13 protein-coding genes are annotated in these 15021 nt (G+C 66.5%); 5 read left to right on the plus strand and 8 right to left on the minus strand.

Annotation, left to right across the window (positions count from 1 at the left end; genetic code table 11):
* Nucleotides 1-37: 37 nt before the first annotated feature.
* The gene (locus C454_RS10395; protein ID WP_004975340.1) at nt 38-1180 is read left to right on the plus strand and encodes a CBS domain-containing protein; all 1143 of its coding nucleotides are present in this window, start codon (nt 38-40) and stop codon (nt 1178-1180) included.
* 102 nt (nt 1181-1282) lie between these two features.
* On the opposite strand, the gene radB is transcribed toward C454_RS10395, so the two are convergent.
* Nucleotides 1283-1972, minus strand: a complete 690-nt coding sequence (radB, locus tag C454_RS10400; protein ID WP_004975343.1) for a DNA repair and recombination protein RadB — start codon at nt 1970-1972, stop codon at nt 1283-1285.
* Between the two features lie 139 nt (nt 1973-2111).
* On the opposite strand from radB, the gene C454_RS10405 reads away from it, so the two are divergent.
* Both C454_RS10405 and C454_RS10410 read left to right on the plus strand, forming a co-directional pair.
* On the plus strand, nt 2112-2858 hold the full coding sequence (locus C454_RS10405; protein WP_004975344.1) for a RuvC family protein: 747 nt from the start codon (nt 2112-2114) through the stop codon (nt 2856-2858).
* A gap of 181 nt (nt 2859-3039) precedes the next feature.
* Nucleotides 3040-3579 carry a hypothetical protein gene (locus C454_RS10410; RefSeq protein WP_004975347.1) on the plus strand — a complete coding sequence of 180 codons (540 nt, stop codon included), beginning with the start codon at nt 3040-3042 and terminating at the stop codon, nt 3577-3579.
* Nucleotides 3580-3645: 66 nt separating this feature from the next.
* On the opposite strand, the gene larC is transcribed toward C454_RS10410, so the two are convergent.
* Nucleotides 3646-5136 (minus strand): nickel pincer cofactor biosynthesis protein LarC, encoded by a 1491-nt coding sequence (larC, locus tag C454_RS10415; RefSeq protein ID WP_004975351.1) that lies wholly within the window; start codon nt 5134-5136, stop codon nt 3646-3648.
* A 193-nt stretch (nt 5137-5329) separates the two neighbouring features.
* Between larC and C454_RS10420 the strand changes: the two genes are divergently transcribed.
* The gene (locus tag C454_RS10420) at nt 5330-7561 is read left to right on the plus strand and encodes a CDC48 family AAA ATPase (protein ID WP_004975353.1); all 2232 of its coding nucleotides are present in this window, start codon (nt 5330-5332) and stop codon (nt 7559-7561) included.
* 81 nt (nt 7562-7642) lie between these two features.
* Here the strand turns inward: C454_RS10420 and phoU are convergent, their stop codons facing one another.
* The 5 genes from phoU to C454_RS10445 form a co-directional block, all read right to left on the minus strand.
* A complete protein-coding gene (gene phoU, locus C454_RS10425; protein ID WP_004975354.1) occupies nt 7643-8323 on the minus strand; it encodes a phosphate signaling complex protein PhoU in 681 nt (226 codons plus the stop codon).
* 174 nt (nt 8324-8497) lie between these two features.
* Entirely contained in the window at nt 8498-9346 is an 849-nt protein-coding gene (pstB, locus tag C454_RS10430) for a phosphate ABC transporter ATP-binding protein PstB (RefSeq protein WP_004975356.1), read from the minus strand.
* Nucleotides 9347-9397: 51 nt separating this feature from the next.
* Nucleotides 9398-11026: a phosphate ABC transporter permease PstA gene (gene pstA / locus C454_RS10435; RefSeq protein WP_004975359.1), complete on the minus strand. Its 1629-nt coding sequence runs from the start codon at nt 11024-11026 to the stop codon at nt 9398-9400.
* A gap of 1 nt (nt 11027) precedes the next feature.
* On the minus strand, nt 11028-11987 hold the full coding sequence (gene pstC, locus C454_RS10440) for a phosphate ABC transporter permease subunit PstC (RefSeq protein WP_004975360.1): 960 nt from the start codon (nt 11985-11987) through the stop codon (nt 11028-11030).
* Nucleotides 11988-12050: 63 nt separating this feature from the next.
* The gene (locus C454_RS10445; RefSeq protein ID WP_004975361.1) at nt 12051-13091 is read right to left on the minus strand and encodes a PstS family phosphate ABC transporter substrate-binding protein; all 1041 of its coding nucleotides are present in this window, start codon (nt 13089-13091) and stop codon (nt 12051-12053) included.
* 345 nt (nt 13092-13436) lie between these two features.
* Between C454_RS10445 and C454_RS10450 the strand changes: the two genes are divergently transcribed.
* A complete protein-coding gene (locus C454_RS10450; RefSeq protein ID WP_004975363.1) occupies nt 13437-14438 on the plus strand; it encodes a phosphate uptake regulator PhoU in 1002 nt (333 codons plus the stop codon).
* Nucleotides 14439-14591: 153 nt separating this feature from the next.
* On the opposite strand, the gene C454_RS10455 is transcribed toward C454_RS10450, so the two are convergent.
* Nucleotides 14592-14969, minus strand: a complete 378-nt coding sequence (locus tag C454_RS10455; RefSeq protein WP_004975364.1) for a 30S ribosomal protein S8e — start codon at nt 14967-14969, stop codon at nt 14592-14594.
* Nucleotides 14970-15021: the final 52 nt, after the last annotated feature.

Consider the following 15021-nt stretch of genomic DNA (forward strand, 5'->3'; position numbering starts at 1 on the left):
CCTTCAAGAGAAGCGGCGTTGTATGTAAGGATGTATTATGGATATTGCTGATATCGCCACTCCTGATTTCATCGAGGTCGACGTTGACGAGCGATTAGGCAAAGTCCGCTCCATCTTCGAGCGGGAAAACCCTAAGGGCATCATCGTCCAGGACGACGGCGAGTACGCGGGCGTCATCGGTGAGAAGCAGCTCATCAACTCGCACGTCGAAGACAACACCAAAGCGGCCGCGCTGACGAAGGCCGTCCCCAAGATAGACCGTCACGAGAACGTGCGCGAGGTCGCGCGCATGCTCGTCGAGGGCAACACGAAGGTCGCGCCGGTCTACGAGGGCGAAAAACAGTACGGCATCATCACGCAGGACGCCATCCTCGAGGCCGTCCTCGACAACCTCGACGCGCTGACCGTCGAGCAGATTTACACCGACGACGTGGTCACCATCGGCGAGCGCGACCACCTCGGACAGGCCATCAACCGCCTCCGCGAACACGGCGTCTCGCGGCTGCCGGTCGTCGACCGGGACGGCCGCCTCGCGGGCATCCTGACCACGTACGACCTCGTCGAGTTCATGGTGCGCGACGAGGGTCGGCAGGGCAAACAGGACCGCCGCGGCGACACCGACCGCATGCTCGACCTCCCGGTCTACGACCTGATGAGCAGCCCGGCGCGCACGGCGACGCCCGAAGAGAGCGTCCGCGACGCGGTCGCGCGCATGCTGGAACACGACATCGCCGGGCTCGTCGTCACGCCCGCCGACGACGACGGCGAGGTCCTCGGTGTGGTGACCAAGACCGACGTGCTCCGCGCGCTCACCTACACCGAAGAAGAGCAGATGGACGTGCAGGTCACGAACATCGGCCTCCTCGAGACGCTGAGCCGCGCCGACATCAACTCGGCCATCACCGAGGTCGCGGACAAGTACCAGCGGATGAGCGTGCTCCACGCCCACGTCCGCTTCCACGAGCACAAGGAGAAGCTCCGCGGCACGCCGCTCATCCAGTGCCAGATTCGGCTCCGCACGAGCCACGGCCAACTGGCCGGCAGCGGCGAGGGCTACGGCGCGGAACACGCGTTCCACGTCGCGCTCGACAAGCTCGAACGCAACGTGCTCGAAGTCAAGGGCTTCGAGGCCGACGAGCGCTACCGCGGTCAGCTCCTCCGGAAGCTGAACGAGCTGTAACGCCGACGCACCGGTCACACCGGTACGCCCGAAATCGAAACGCGAACGGAACACAGGAGCAGGATCGGGCCGGGTCGTCCGCCCGGTCGCGTCGACCTTTTTCTACACGTCAGTCGCCGAGAGCCCGCGGTCCGTTATCTTGAACGTCGCCGTCTCCCCGGCGGGTTTCGCGCGGTGCTTTTCGAGCGTCGCCCGGCGGTTGCCGCCGCGGAAGCGGTCGAGGCGGACGACGGTGCCGGTCCAGTGTTCGAGGGTGTGGCCGCCGAGCGCCCGCGTCCGGTCGGTGTCGGGGTCGGAGTACACCTGATTCGTCAGGACGACCGCGAGGTCGTGTTTGCGCGCGAGCGACAGCAGGTGCGTGACCTGCCGGGCGACCCGACGGAGCGCCTCGCCGCCGTCGCCCTCGGCGGTCCGTTCGAGCCGGTAGAAGCCGGTCGCGGAGTCGAGGACGATGAGGTCGGCGTTGGGGGCGAACTCCTCGGCGTCGCGGACGGCCTGTTCCTGGTCCTCGAAGTCGTACGCCTCGCTTATCATCAGCCGCGAGGTCACAGACTCCACGTCCTCGGGGGCGACCGCCTCCGCGAGCTGTTGGAAACGGTCGACCGACAGTCCCTCGGTGTCGATGTAGACGACGGTGCCGCCCGCCGCGGCGACCCGGACCGCCGCCGAGAGCGCGACGTTGGTCTTGCCGGCCGCGGAGGGGCCGTACACCTGCGTGACGGTGCCGCGTTCGAACCCGCCGTCGAGGAGGTCGTCGAGCGCCGTGCACCCGGTGGAGACTGACTCTGTCACGTCAGGTGGTGGGTGCCACCGGCCGAAAAAGACCCCGGTCGCCCGCCGCGGTACGGGCCGCCGCTTCGGCGCCAGTCCGCGACCGTCGAGGGCGACCCGCGCACGACGGTTTATTCGTCGCCGTCGCCAAGGGAGGGACGTGATAGTCGTCGCCACCGCGGACTTCGACCTCTACCACGAGGCCGTGTCCGAACTCCGGAGCCGAGGAGTCGCCTTTACCACCGTCGAGCCGGGCGACCCGCTTCCCGAGCGGGCGCGGGTCCTCCTTACCGGCCCGGACGACGACCTCGACGGCGTCGATACCGGCGGCGACGTGACCCGCGTGACCGCGACCGGCGACGACGCGCGCCGCGCCGTCGACGAGGCGCTCGCGAGCCTCCGCGGCGGCGACGGACGGACCGTCGTCGGGGTGGACCCCGGAACCAGACCCGGCGTCGCCGTCCTCTCGGGCGAGACGGTCGTCGCCGCGTTCCACGTCCCGCTTTCGGACGCCGTCGAGGTCATCCGCCGCGAGACCGAGGACGCGGTCGACCCCGTGGTCCGCATCGGCGACGGCGCGCGCCTGCAGGGCGCGAAGCTCATCAACGACCTCGACGACGTCGCGGTCGAACTCGTCGACGAGACCGGAACGACGCCGTACCTCGGGACCGGCGCGCGCGGCATGGGCGACGTGCTCGCCGCGGTGAACATCGCCCGCCGGGACGGCGAGCGCATCGAATCCCGCGAGATAGAACCGACCGAGGGCGAACTCACGCGCATCAAGGCGCGCTCGCGCGAGGCGTCCGAGGACAACCGCACCATCGACGACGCGCTCGCGCGCCGCGTCGCCGGCGGGGAACTGAGCATCGACGAAGCGCTGGACGAACACCGCTCGCGCGAGGAGTGAGCGTCGCGGCGGCGGTTTCGACGCCGTTAACGGCCGCCTAACGGTGCTCTACGCGACCGGTCGAGTGGGCCGTGATTCGAGCGGTCGACGGGGAAAGAACGCTATTAACGTGACTCTCGGTTTATGAGACGCACCCTCCCCGATTCATACCTACGTTCTCCCGACGCGTATCTCGTGTCGCATGAGCACATCACGCACCCCCGAAGTCGGGCGACGGACGTACCTGAAGGCACTCGGCGTCGGCGCGCTCTCGCTCGGCGCGTTCGCCTCGCCCGCGGCGGCGCACCGCGGGGCGCTCCAGCGCGAACTCGCGTCGGTTCGGGCGGCCACGTCGAAGTACGCCGACGTTCGGAAGGCCATCGCGGACGGCTACGTCCTCGGCAGTCCGTTCGTGCCGGGCATGGGCTACCACTACGTGAACCACCACTACATCATCGAGAACTACGACGACGAGGTCGATATCACGAAGCCCGCCGCGCTCGTCTACGGGAAAAACGAGGGCAACGGCAAGGAGGAACTCGTGCTCGGCGCGGCCGAGTACCTGTTCGACGAAGTGCAAGAATACGAGGGGCCGTTCCCGGACCCGTTCCACGGCGACAGCGACGACGGCATGTGGGGCTTCGCCGGTGGCCACTGGGGCCTCCACGCGTGGGTCCACGTGAACAACCCCGCGGGGACGTTCGCGCCGTTCAACTCCCGGCCGCAGTTCAACGAGAAGTGACCTGACGGGTCGGCCGCGGCCGCTTTTTTCGGCGAATCGTTCCGGACGGTGAGCCTCGCGAATCGCTTATTCGCCGTCGTTAGACGCCACCGCGTCCACGGCGCAGCGCATGACCTCGCGGACGGGAAGTCCCGTCTCGGTCGCCACGGCGAGCGCGTCGTCGTACTCTGCGCTTCGGTCGTAGACGACGCCGTCGGCGTCGCTTCCGACCTTGACGCTCACCTCGTACTCGTCGCCGTCGACAGCGAGCGTCGCCGTCTCGAACTCGCGGCGGGCGGTCCAGCGGTGCCCCGCCCCGTGTTCGCGGATTCCGAGCGTGCCGGTCTCGACCGCGAGGCGATAGGCGACGCGCTCGGCGTCCTCGGGCTTGACGACGACCTTGACGAGGTGGCCGGGGCGGGACTTCTTCATCGTCGTCGGAATGATGGTCACGTCGCGCGCGCCGGCGTCCTTCAGGGTCTCCTGTAGCCCGCCGAGGACTTCGGGCGTCGCGTCGTCGAGGTTCGTCTCGAGGACGGAAATCTCGTCGCGGACGAGCCGGGAGCCGCCGTCGCCGACGACCGCGCGGAGGACGTTCGGCCGGTCCGGGAAGTCCCAGCCGCCGGCCCCGTAGCCGGACGACTCGACCGACATCGACGGGAGCGTCTCGACGCCCTCGGCGAGGTGCGCGAGGATGGCCGCGCCCGTGGGGGTGAGCAGTTCGGCCTCGACGGGGCCGCCGCGGACCGACCAGTCGGCCGCCGCGGTGATGTTGAGCACGGCGGGCGCGGGGACCGGGTAGGACCCGTGGCTCATCTCGGCCTCGCCGCCGCCGACGGCGACCGGGCCGGTGACGACGCGGTCGACGCCGAGGTCGTCGAGGAGGAGACAGACCCCGACCACGTCGGCGATGGCGTCGTCCGCGCCGACCTCGTGGAAGTGGGTCTCGTCGAGGTCCGTGCCGTGGACCTCGGCTTCTGCCTCGCCGAGCACGCGGAAGATGGCCGTCGCGTCCTCGACCACGCCCGCCGGGAGGCCCATCGACTCGACGAGTTCGACGACCTCGGGGTAGGTCCGGTGCGGGCCGTGACCTTCGGCGTGGGTGTGGCCGTCGTGAGAGTGCGAGTGACCGTGGTCGTGCGAATGCTCGTGGTCGTCGTGGGAGTGCGAGTGACCGTGGTCGTGCGAGTGCTCGTGGCCGTCGTCGTGGTGGTGAGTGTGCTCCTCGTCGTGAGCGTGGTCGTGGTGGCGGTACTGATGTTGGTGGCTGTGCTCGTCTTCGCCGTCGCCGTCGGCGTCGTTGTCGGAGTCGCCCCCGTCGTCGCCGTCGGCGCGCAGGCGTCGGTGGTCGTCGCCGTGGCCCTCGCCGCGGGGGTCGCCGCCGTCGGTCTCCGCGAGGAGCACGTCCACCTTGGTCGCGAGGATGCCGTTTTTGTCGACCTCGTGGACGCGGTAGGTCACGTCGAGGGCGTCTTCGACGGGCGAGAGGACGGACGGGTCGGCACCGGCGGCGACGAGCGCGCCGAGGAGCATGTCGCCGCTGGCACCCATCCGGCCGTCGAACGCGAGGAGTCGCATGCGTGAACCGTCGTGTTCGAGAGTAAAAACGCCAGCCATCGACGCGCCGAGGCCTGTCCAGTCGGTAGGGATTAGTAGCCGCCCGCCCTACGGTGTGCTAGGCTGTAACCACGGGAGGACGGTGCCTCGGGCCGACCGGGGAAGGACTTATCCGATGGCCTCTCACAGGTATCAGCATCCCCGCGAGGTAATCATGAACGAAGTCCAACTCGAAGTGGCGAAAGCGTACCCGAACGACTCGGGGCGCGGTATCGCCCGTCTTGATCCGGACACCTTGCTCCATCTCAAGCTCTCGCCGGGAGACATCATCGAGATAGAGGGAGGAAAAACGACCGCCGCGAAGGTGTGGCGGGCAGACCGGCAGGACTGGAACACGGATACGGTCCGCATCGACGGGTTCACTCGGCAGAACGCCGACGTGGGCATCGGAGAGCGGGTCACCATCCGCAAGGCAGAGGCAACGAAGGCCGACAAACTCGTGTTGGCGCCGCCCGAAGAGGCGAGCGTCCAGTTCGGGTCCGACGCGGCCGGCATGGTCAAACGGCAGATTCTCAAGCGGCCCGTGGTCGAACGCGACATCGTCCCGGTGATGTCGAGTACGAACCACCCGTTCATGCGGTCGCCCGGACAGGCGATTCCGCTCATCGCCGTCGAGACGAAGCCCGACGGCGTCGTCCTCGTCACCGAGGACACCGACGTCGAACTCCGCGAGGAGCCCATCTCGGGCTTCGAGAAGGCCGGCGGCGGCATCACCTACGAAGACATCGGCGGGCTGACCAACGAGATTCAGCGCGTCCGCGAGATGGTCGAACTGCCGATGAAGCACCCCCAGATATTCAAGAAGCTGGGCATCGAGCCCCCGCAGGGGGTGTTGCTCCACGGCCCGCCGGGCACCGGGAAGACGCTTCTCGCCCGCGCGGTCGCCAACGAGACTTCGGCGAGTTTCTTCTCTATCGCAGGGCCGGAGATCATCTCGAAGTACTACGGCGAGTCAGAACAGCAGCTCCGCGAGATATTCGAGGACGCCAAAGAGGAGTCGCCGAGCATCATCTTCATCGACGAGCTCGACTCCATCGCGCCCAAGCGCGAGGACGTGACCGGCGAGGTCGAACGCCGGGTCGTCGCCCAGCTGCTGACGATGATGGACGGGCTCGAAGCCCGCGGACAGGTCATCGTCATCGCGGCGACGAACCGCGTCGACTCGGTCGACCCCGCGCTCCGCCGCCCCGGTCGCTTCGACCGCGAAATCGAAATCGGCGTGCCGGACGAGGAGGGCCGCAAGGAAATCCTCCAGATTCACACCCGCGGCATGCCGCTTTCGGACGACGTCGACCTCGACGACCTCGCCGACGACACCCACGGCTTCGTCGGTGCCGACATCGAGGCGCTGACGAAGGAAGCCGCGATGAAGGCGCTTCGGCGCTACCTCCCCGAAATCGACCTCGACAGGGAGGACATCCCGCCGAGCCTCATCGACCGCATGGTCGTCAAGAACGACGACTTCGGCGGCGCGCTCGGCGAGGTCGAGCCCTCGGCGATGCGCGAGGTGCTCGTCGAGATTCCGAAGGTGACGTGGGAGGACGTCGGCGGTCTCGAAGGGCCCAAACAGAAGGTCCAAGAGAGCGTCGAGTGGCCGCTGACGACGCCCGAGAAGTTCGAGCGGATGGGCATCGAGGCCCCGAAGGGCGTGCTCCTCTACGGGCCGCCCGGCACGGGGAAGACCCTGATAGCGAAGGCCGTCGCCAACGAGACGAACGCGAACTTCATCTCGGTGCGCGGTCCGCAGCTGCTCTCGAAGTGGGTCGGCGAGTCGGAGAAGGCGATTCGGCAGACGTTCCGCAAGGCGCGGCAGGTCTCGCCGACCATCATCTTCTTCGACGAGCTGGACGCGCTCGCCCCCGCCCGCGGCAACGACATGGGCAACAACGTCTCCGAGCGCGTCGTCAACCAGCTCCTGACGGAGTTAGACGGCCTCGAAGACGCGGGTAACGTCATGGTCATCGCGGCGACGAACCGCCCGGACATGATCGACCCCGCGCTCATCCGCTCGGGTCGGTTCGACCGCCTCGTGCTCATCGGCCAGCCCGCAGAGGAGGGCCGCGAGCAGATTCTCGACATCCACACGCAGCGGAGCCCGCTCGCGCCCGACGTGAGCCTCCGCGAAATCGCGGAGATAACCGACGGCTACGTCGGCTCCGACCTCGAATCCATCTGCCGCGAGGCGGCCATCGAGGCGCTCCGCGAGGACTCCGACGCCGAGGAAATCGAGATGCGCCACTTCCGGAAGGCGATGGAGTCGGTCCGGCCGACCATCACCGAGGAACTGATGCGCTACTACGAGGACATCCAAGACCAGTTCAAGGGCGGTTCCCGCGAGGGCCTGTCGCCCGACACCCGCGACGGCGGCCGTATCGGCTTCCAGTAAGCCGGACGGTCGGCGGTCGCTTGTCTGGTTTTTCTTCTTATCTCCCGAAAAAGAAGCGACGCGTCGGTGTGTGGCGCGCGCTCAGAACAGCAGCGAGTCGTCGTTGTCTATCATGTAGAGCGTCCGCGCCGCCACGTTGACGGCGTGGTCGCCGATGCGTTCGAGGTCGCGCACCGTAAGCAGGAGGCGGCGCACGTCGACGAGGGCGGTCTCGGGTTCGAGGTCGCCGTCGCCCTCGAAGTCGTCGCCGCTCATGAGGTCGCGGACGATGCTCTGCGACGCGTTGTCACACATCGTGTCGAGGCTGTCGTCGCGCTCCGCCACGGACCGACAGAGGTCGGTGTCTTCGGTCTCGTAGGCGTCCATCGCCTGGTCGACCATGTCGAGCGCGGCGTCGCCGATGCGGCGGATGTCGACTTCCGTGTACACGTCGTTTTCGGCGTCGATGGCGTACTGCGCGAGGTTGGTCGCGAGGTCGCCGATGCGTTCGAGGTCGGTGATGATCTTGAACGACGCCGCGATGAATCGCAGGTCGCCCGCGACGGGCTGTTGGAGCGCGAGCAGGTCGATGCAGTCCTGCTCCAAGTCGAGGTAGATGCGGTTGATCTCGTGGTCGCCCTCGATGACCTCCTGGGCCTTCCGCTCGTCTTTGTCTTCGAGCGCGTCGAGGGCGTACCGAACTCGCTCCGAGACGAGTTCGCTGAGATACAACACGTCCTCTTCGAGCTGATTGAGGCGAGATTGGTACGTGTTTCTGGCCATACGTGACGTTCCGGCAGGCGAAGTGAAATTCCTTGTGATGGTTTCGGTGACTGAGCCGCCGATACGTCCCGAACGACCGTGTCCGATACGCGACGCCGAAACGCGGGCGTCCGGTCGGCGATGCGGACCGAGCGTGGCACAAAACGAGCCGCGAACCGCGCGAGCGAGAGCGGGTTATCCGAACTTGCCGGTGATGTAGTCTTCGACGCGCTGGCTCTCGGGGTTCTCGAAGATCTTCTGGGTGTCGTTGAACTCGACGAGTTCGCCGCCGGTGAGGAAGACGGCGGTCTTGTCGGAGATACGCGCCGCCTGTTGCATGTTGTGGGTGACGATGACGACGGTGTAGTCCTCGGCGAGTTCCTCGACGAGGTCTTCGATTTGCGAGGTCGCCACGGGGTCGAGCGCCGAGGCGGGCTCGTCCATGAGCAGCACCTCGGGGTCGGTGGCGATGGCGCGGGCGATACAGAGGCGCTGTTGTTGACCGCCAGAGAGGTCGAGACCGGACTCGTGGAGGCGGTCTTTCACCTCGTCCCAGAGGGCGGCGCGCTTGAGCGACTCCTCGACGACCTCGTCGTAGTCGGCGTCGATGCCCTGAATCTTCAGGCCGTAGACGACGTTCTCGTAGATGCTCTTCGGGAACGGGTTCGGCTTCTGGAACACCATACCGACGCGGCGGCGGAGCGCGACGGGGTCGACGTCGTCGTCGTAGACGTTCTTGCCGCGGAGCGTGAGTCCCCCCTCGACGCGGGCGACGTCGATGAGGTCGTTCATGCGGTTGATACAGCGGAGGAACGTGGACTTCCCGCAGCCGGAGGGACCGATCATGGCGGTCACGCTGTTTTCGGGGATGTCCATCGAGATGTCGGTGAGCGCGTGGTCGTCGCCGTACCAGACGTTGATGTTATCCGAGCTGATGACGGTCTCGGCGTCCCGCCCCACCGAACTCTCCGACGCAGAGAGCCCGTCGCTCACGTCGGTTTCGACGAGCATCTCGTCGTTCGTCGGGTCCTCTGTTCCGTTCATGGCTTGCTGTTCTCCCTCGGGTGCTTTGTCTCTTTGGCTCATTGGTGGTGTTCAGTTTTCACTTTCGAACTTGTTGCGCAGGACGATGGCGATGGAGTTCATGGCGAGGAGGACCGCCAGGAGGACGACGACGCCCGCCGGGACGGCCTTCGTGTAGAAGTCCTCGCTGGCGAACAGGCTGGACCACGCGTACACCTGCAGGGGCATGGCGCTCACCTTCGAAGTGAGCTCCGTCGGCAGGCTGAAAAGCACGTTCGGCGCGCCGATCATGATGAGCGGCGCGGTCTCGCCGATAGCCCGGCCGAGCGCGAGGATGGTCCCGGTCAGGATGCCGGGGAACGCCTCCGGGAGGACGACGTTCTTCACCGTCTGCCAGCGCGTCGCGCCCATGCCGTAGGACGCCTGCCGCATGTCGCTGGGAACCGCCCGAATCGCCTCGCGCGAGGAGATGATGACGATGGGCAGGATGAGGAGCGCGAGCGTCGCGCCGCCGATGAGGACCGTCCCCGTCGGCTGGCCGAGGTAGGTGACGAACACGCCGAGTCCGAGCAGGCCGTAGACGACCGAGGGGACGCCGGCGAGGTTCGAGATGTTCACGTCGATGAATCGGGTGAAGGCGTTGTCCGGGGCGTACTCCTCGAGGTACACCGCCGCGCCGACGCCGAGCGGGAACGAGAGGGCGGCGACCGTCGCCATCAGCAGGATGGAGCCGCCGATGGCCGGGTAGAGGCCGGCGTTCTCCGCGGTCCCGCTGTGGGCGCTCGTGAGGAACTGCCAGTCGACCCACGACTGCGGGCCGGCGAAGCCGAGCGCGTCGACCGCGACCGCGCCGACGAGCGACCCGCCGATGACGACCGCGGCCAACAGGAGGCCGATTCGCTCCTGTTCGCGGGTGACCGCCGCGCCGCCGGCGTAGGCCAGCGTCGGGACGAACGCGACCGACGTGACGACGGCGGCGGCGTTGGCGTCGACGCCGAGCGTCGGACCGACGACGGCCGCGAGACCGGTCAGGACGAGCGCGGACGCGCCCGCGGCGAGGCCCGCGGTGGTGTCCTCACGGATGCGGGCGACGTACTGACCGACGACGACCGCGGCCACGCCGCCAAGGACGAGCGTCAGAATCATCCAGTCGGCGGGGACCACGGGGAGTTGACGGACGATTTCGGGGATGCTGTGGAAGTACCCCGGCACGCCGACGAGCGAGAGAATAAACGCGGCACCGGTCGCGGCGACGCGGAGGGTAAAGGGAATCTGCTGTTCGTACTTGGTCAGGACGACCGTGAGCGCCGCCGGAACGAGGAGGCCGACGACGTACGACAGGCCGGTCAGCGGCGGGACGATGTCGACGAAGACGATGGCGACGCCGCCACTGAACAGCAGGAACACCCCGAGCATCCCGATGACCATCCCTCCGAGCTTGAGCGCCGGGACGTTCCGGCGGGCGAGATAGCCGCCGACGACCGCCGTGGGGACGACGAGCGTCAGGAAGAAGGTGAGATGCCAGCCGAGGTCGGCGGTGAGCGGGCGAATCGCGTCGTTGGCGACGTAGACGAGGAGGACGGCGAGCGTGACGATGCCGAACATCGTCGCGCCCAAAAGCAGGTACCGGAAGACGGTTCCGGCGGTCCGACTGACCTGTCCGAACCCGTCTGCGTAACTCGATTCGGTGTCGGTCGACATCTCAGTACGCCTCCCGGTAGCGTCGCGAGACGTAGTCGCTGATGACGTTCATGATGAGTGTGATGACGAAGAGCACGAGGCCGATGGCGAACAGGCTGCGGTAGGCCAGGCCACCGCCGGTGATGTCACCGGTGAGAAGCTGGACCATCGCGGCGGTCATGGGCAGCGCGCCTTCGAGGTACGACGCGGGGTTGAGCGGGTTGAGGAACTTCGCCTGCGCGCCCGCGGCGACGGTGACGGCCATCGTCTCGCCGATGGCGCGCGAGAGCGCGAGGATGAACGAAGAGAAGATACCGGAGAGCGCGGCGGGGACGACGATGCCGGTCGAGACGTCGAACTTCGTCGCGCCCATGCCGTAGCCCGCCTGTCGGAGTTCGTCGGGGACGGCGGACATCGCGTCCTCGCTGATGGAGGCGACCATCGGGATGATCATGATGCCGACGACGATGCTCGCAGAGAGCATGTTGAACGTCCCGATGCCGGGGAAGACGACTTCCAGCGCCGGCGTGATGTAGATAAGCGCGAAGAAGCCGTAGACGACGGTCGGGACGCCGGCGAGGATCTCCAGCGCGGGTTTGAGAATCGAGCGCGCCTGTGCGCTCGCGTACTCGCTGAGGTAGATGGCGGTGGCGACGCCGAGCGGGAGCGCGATGACGGCCGACCCGATGGTGACCATCAGGGTCGCCGACACGAGCGCCAGCACGCCGAACTCTTGGCTGTGTATCTGCCAGGTGGTTCCGGTGAGGAAGTCGACGATAGACGCCGTCTCTCCCGCTACTCCCATCAGCGGGGCTGTCAGCGTGAAGAACTTGGACGCCTCCGTGATGAGGAGCCCGACGATACTGAGGGTCGTCACGACGGACAACGCCGCGCACAGGAAGAAGAACGACCGCGTCAGTAGCTCACGCGGAGAATTCTCCGTGTTCCGCGTGAGGTCGGTTTCGAGGTCATCTGTGCTCATTGGTTGGATTGAATCGTGGTATATGAAAAAGCGCTTCGTTAGCTGATTCTGTCGGGGAAGCGGCTAGTTGGCTTCCTCGATGGCCGCGTTGAGCGTGTCGAGCATCTCCTGTTGCTCGTCGTCGCCGAGCGGGACGTAGCCGACCTCGTCGGCGACGATTTCGCGGCTGGTGGAGTTCTCCATCCAGTAGCGGGCGAACTCCGCGACGTGTTCCTCCGCGAGCGACTCGCGGGCGGGGTAGGTGAACAGCGGGCGGGAAAGCGGGTTGTACTCGCCGGACAGCGCCGTGTCGAGCGACGGCTCGACGAACTCGCCGGCGTCGTTCTCGATGGGGACGGCCTGCACGGCGTCGGTGCTCTCGCTGTAGTACGCGAAGCCCATGTAGCCGATGGCGTACTCGGAGCCCTGGACGCCCTGGATGATGGTGCGGTCCTGTTCGGTTGCCGAGTAGTCCTGGCGGTGCCCCGGCCCTTCCTCGCCGATGATGGCCTCGATGAAGTAGTCGTACGTGCCGGAGGCGTCGGTGGGGCCGTAGATCTGAATCTCCTCGTCGGGCCACTCGGAGTTGACGTCCGACCACGTCGTCGGAGTCGACTCGGCCGAGAAGATGGTCTGGAGTTGCTCGACGGTGAGGCCCTCGCCGATGAAGTCGTTGTCGTTGTTGACGATGACCGTCAGCGCGTCGGTGGCGACTTTGAGTTCGACGGGGGTCACGTCGTTGTCCTCACACTGCGTCTCTTCTTCGCCCTTGATGGGGCGCGAGGCGTTGTTGAAGTCGGTCTGACCCGTACAGAAGTAGTTCGCGAAGCCGCCACCGGAGCCGGTGGACTGGAGGTTGATATTGACCTCGGAGTGCTCGGTCTGGAAGCGCTCGCCCATCGCGGTCGCGAGCGGGAACACCGTCGAGGAGCCGGCGATGTCGATGGTTCCCGAGAGCTCGTTGCTCCCGTCGCCTGACGAGTCCCCACCCTCGGAGTCGCCGCCGGAGCCGCCCTCACCGTCGGTGTTGTTCTCCGTACACCCGGCGAGTCCAGCGAGACCGGCCGCGCCCGAGGCAATCAGGAACTTACGCCGCGAAAGACCACTGTCCGAGTTACGCGTCATCGATTTTGACGAGCCGATTTTGGCGTAAATACCCTGCTATGACAACTATATAGAGATATGTTCCGGTATATCCACAACGGTTGATAACGTGTGACAAGAACGGGGCGAAATCGGCGAAAGCAGCCGATTGTTCCATTCGCGACCGTCTCGTGCGCGAACTTTCGCCGACGTGTCAGAAAACGCGGGGGCACGGGCCGACAGGCGCGGCGCAAAACAACTACTGAGTGGGCAGTGTTTCGAGCCCGAATCGGCACGAATCACGTTCGGTAGCGCTCATCACATAAAATACGACTTCGATATATAGAGATAGACAGTTTTATTGTGTATTGAGAACCACCCACGGACATGGTCGAAACCCGAAAGGTGCAGGTGACGGGCGGTTCCACCTACACCGTCTCGATTCCCAAAGATTGGGCGACGGACAACGGCGTCTCGGCGGGGAGCGAAGTCGAGTTCTACCCGGAGGGGGACTCGCTGTTCTTGACTCCTCGCTCGGAGGAAGAACGCACCGAGGGCACCCTCGACATCGCGACCCTCGAAGGGGACGAACTCACCCGCGCCGTCATGACGATGTACGTGAGCGGGTTCGACATCATCGCGCTGGAGAGTTCGCGCATCACGACCGACCAGCGCCGGACCATCCGCGAGGCGACCCAGAGCCTCGTCGGCCTCGAAGTGCTCGAAGAGACGCGCGACCGGGTCGTCATCCGCGACCTGCTCGACTCCTCCGAGCTCTCCATCCACAACGCGGTCACCCGGATGCGGCTCATCTCGCTTTCGATGCTCGAAGACGCCATCGCGGCCATCGCCGAGCAGGACGACGACATGGCCCGCGACGTCATCCAGCGCGACGACGACGTCGACCGCCTCTGGATGGTCGTCTCCCGAATCTTCCGGGCGACGCTCCGGACTCCGAAGGCCGCGGAAGAACTCGGCCTGCCCCGCGAAATCTGCTTCGACTACCAGTCCGCCGCCCGGCAACTGGAGCGCATCGGCGACCACGCGACCAAAATCGCCCACCTCTCTTTGAACTTCGAAGAGCCCGTCGACGGCGAAATCGTCGAGGCGATTCAGGAGCTGTTCGAGGAGGCGAAGGCCGTCGTCAACGGCGGTATGGACGCGCTGTTCGCCGAGGAGAGTGACGAGGCGAGCCGCCTCGCCAACGAGTCCCGCGAGGCCGTCCAGGCCATCGACGCGAGCGCCCGCGGCATCGACGAACACCTCCGCGGCCTCGACCCGGCCCGGGCGCAACTGCTCGGTCTCATCGTCGACTCCGTCTCCCGGAGCGCCGACTACGGCGGCAACATCGCCGAGACGGCGCTCCAGAAGGCCGCGCCGACGCCCTGACCGACCACGAGCGACCAGCCGCGACGCCGCTTTTGTCGCTCACTTCTTGTTCCGGATTCGACTTCGACCGAACCACGCCCGCGAGCGACGGCCGGGGGGCTCACGGGGTAAAACAGTCGAGCCGCGCCGAAACGACGACGCGGGGAGAGAGACTTACTCTTCGTCGACGACGACGGCGTTGACCTGCCCGTCCTGACCGGGGCGGGAGGTGACGCGGGCGCGGCCGGCGCTCGTGTCGATGATGGAGCCCTTCGTGATGATGTTCCGGCGGGCGTAGTTGACGTTCGACGGGTTGTCGATGACGCCTTCGATGTCTGCCTGCGTCACGTCGGAGCCGTCGGCGACCTGCGCGACGTTCGTCGAGAGGGCGCGGACCTTCTCGTTGTTACCGCGGGAGTCGATGATCTGGAACCGGGGCTCGCCGACCGTCGTGGCGGCGGGTTCGCGGCCCAGCTGGTAGCGCTTCTTGTTTCGGGACGGCTTGCGCCGACCGCCGGTCCGCTTCCGCTTGGAGCGTCCTTGGTCCTTCATACGGGGTAAAAACCTCGGTGACTACTTGAATCGCTCGAATCGGTGCTCGGCG

Origin of the sequence: Haloferax gibbonsii ATCC 33959, from assembly GCF_000336775.1 — an archaeon.
GTDB lineage: Archaea > Halobacteriota > Halobacteria > Halobacteriales > Haloferacaceae > Haloferax > Haloferax gibbonsii.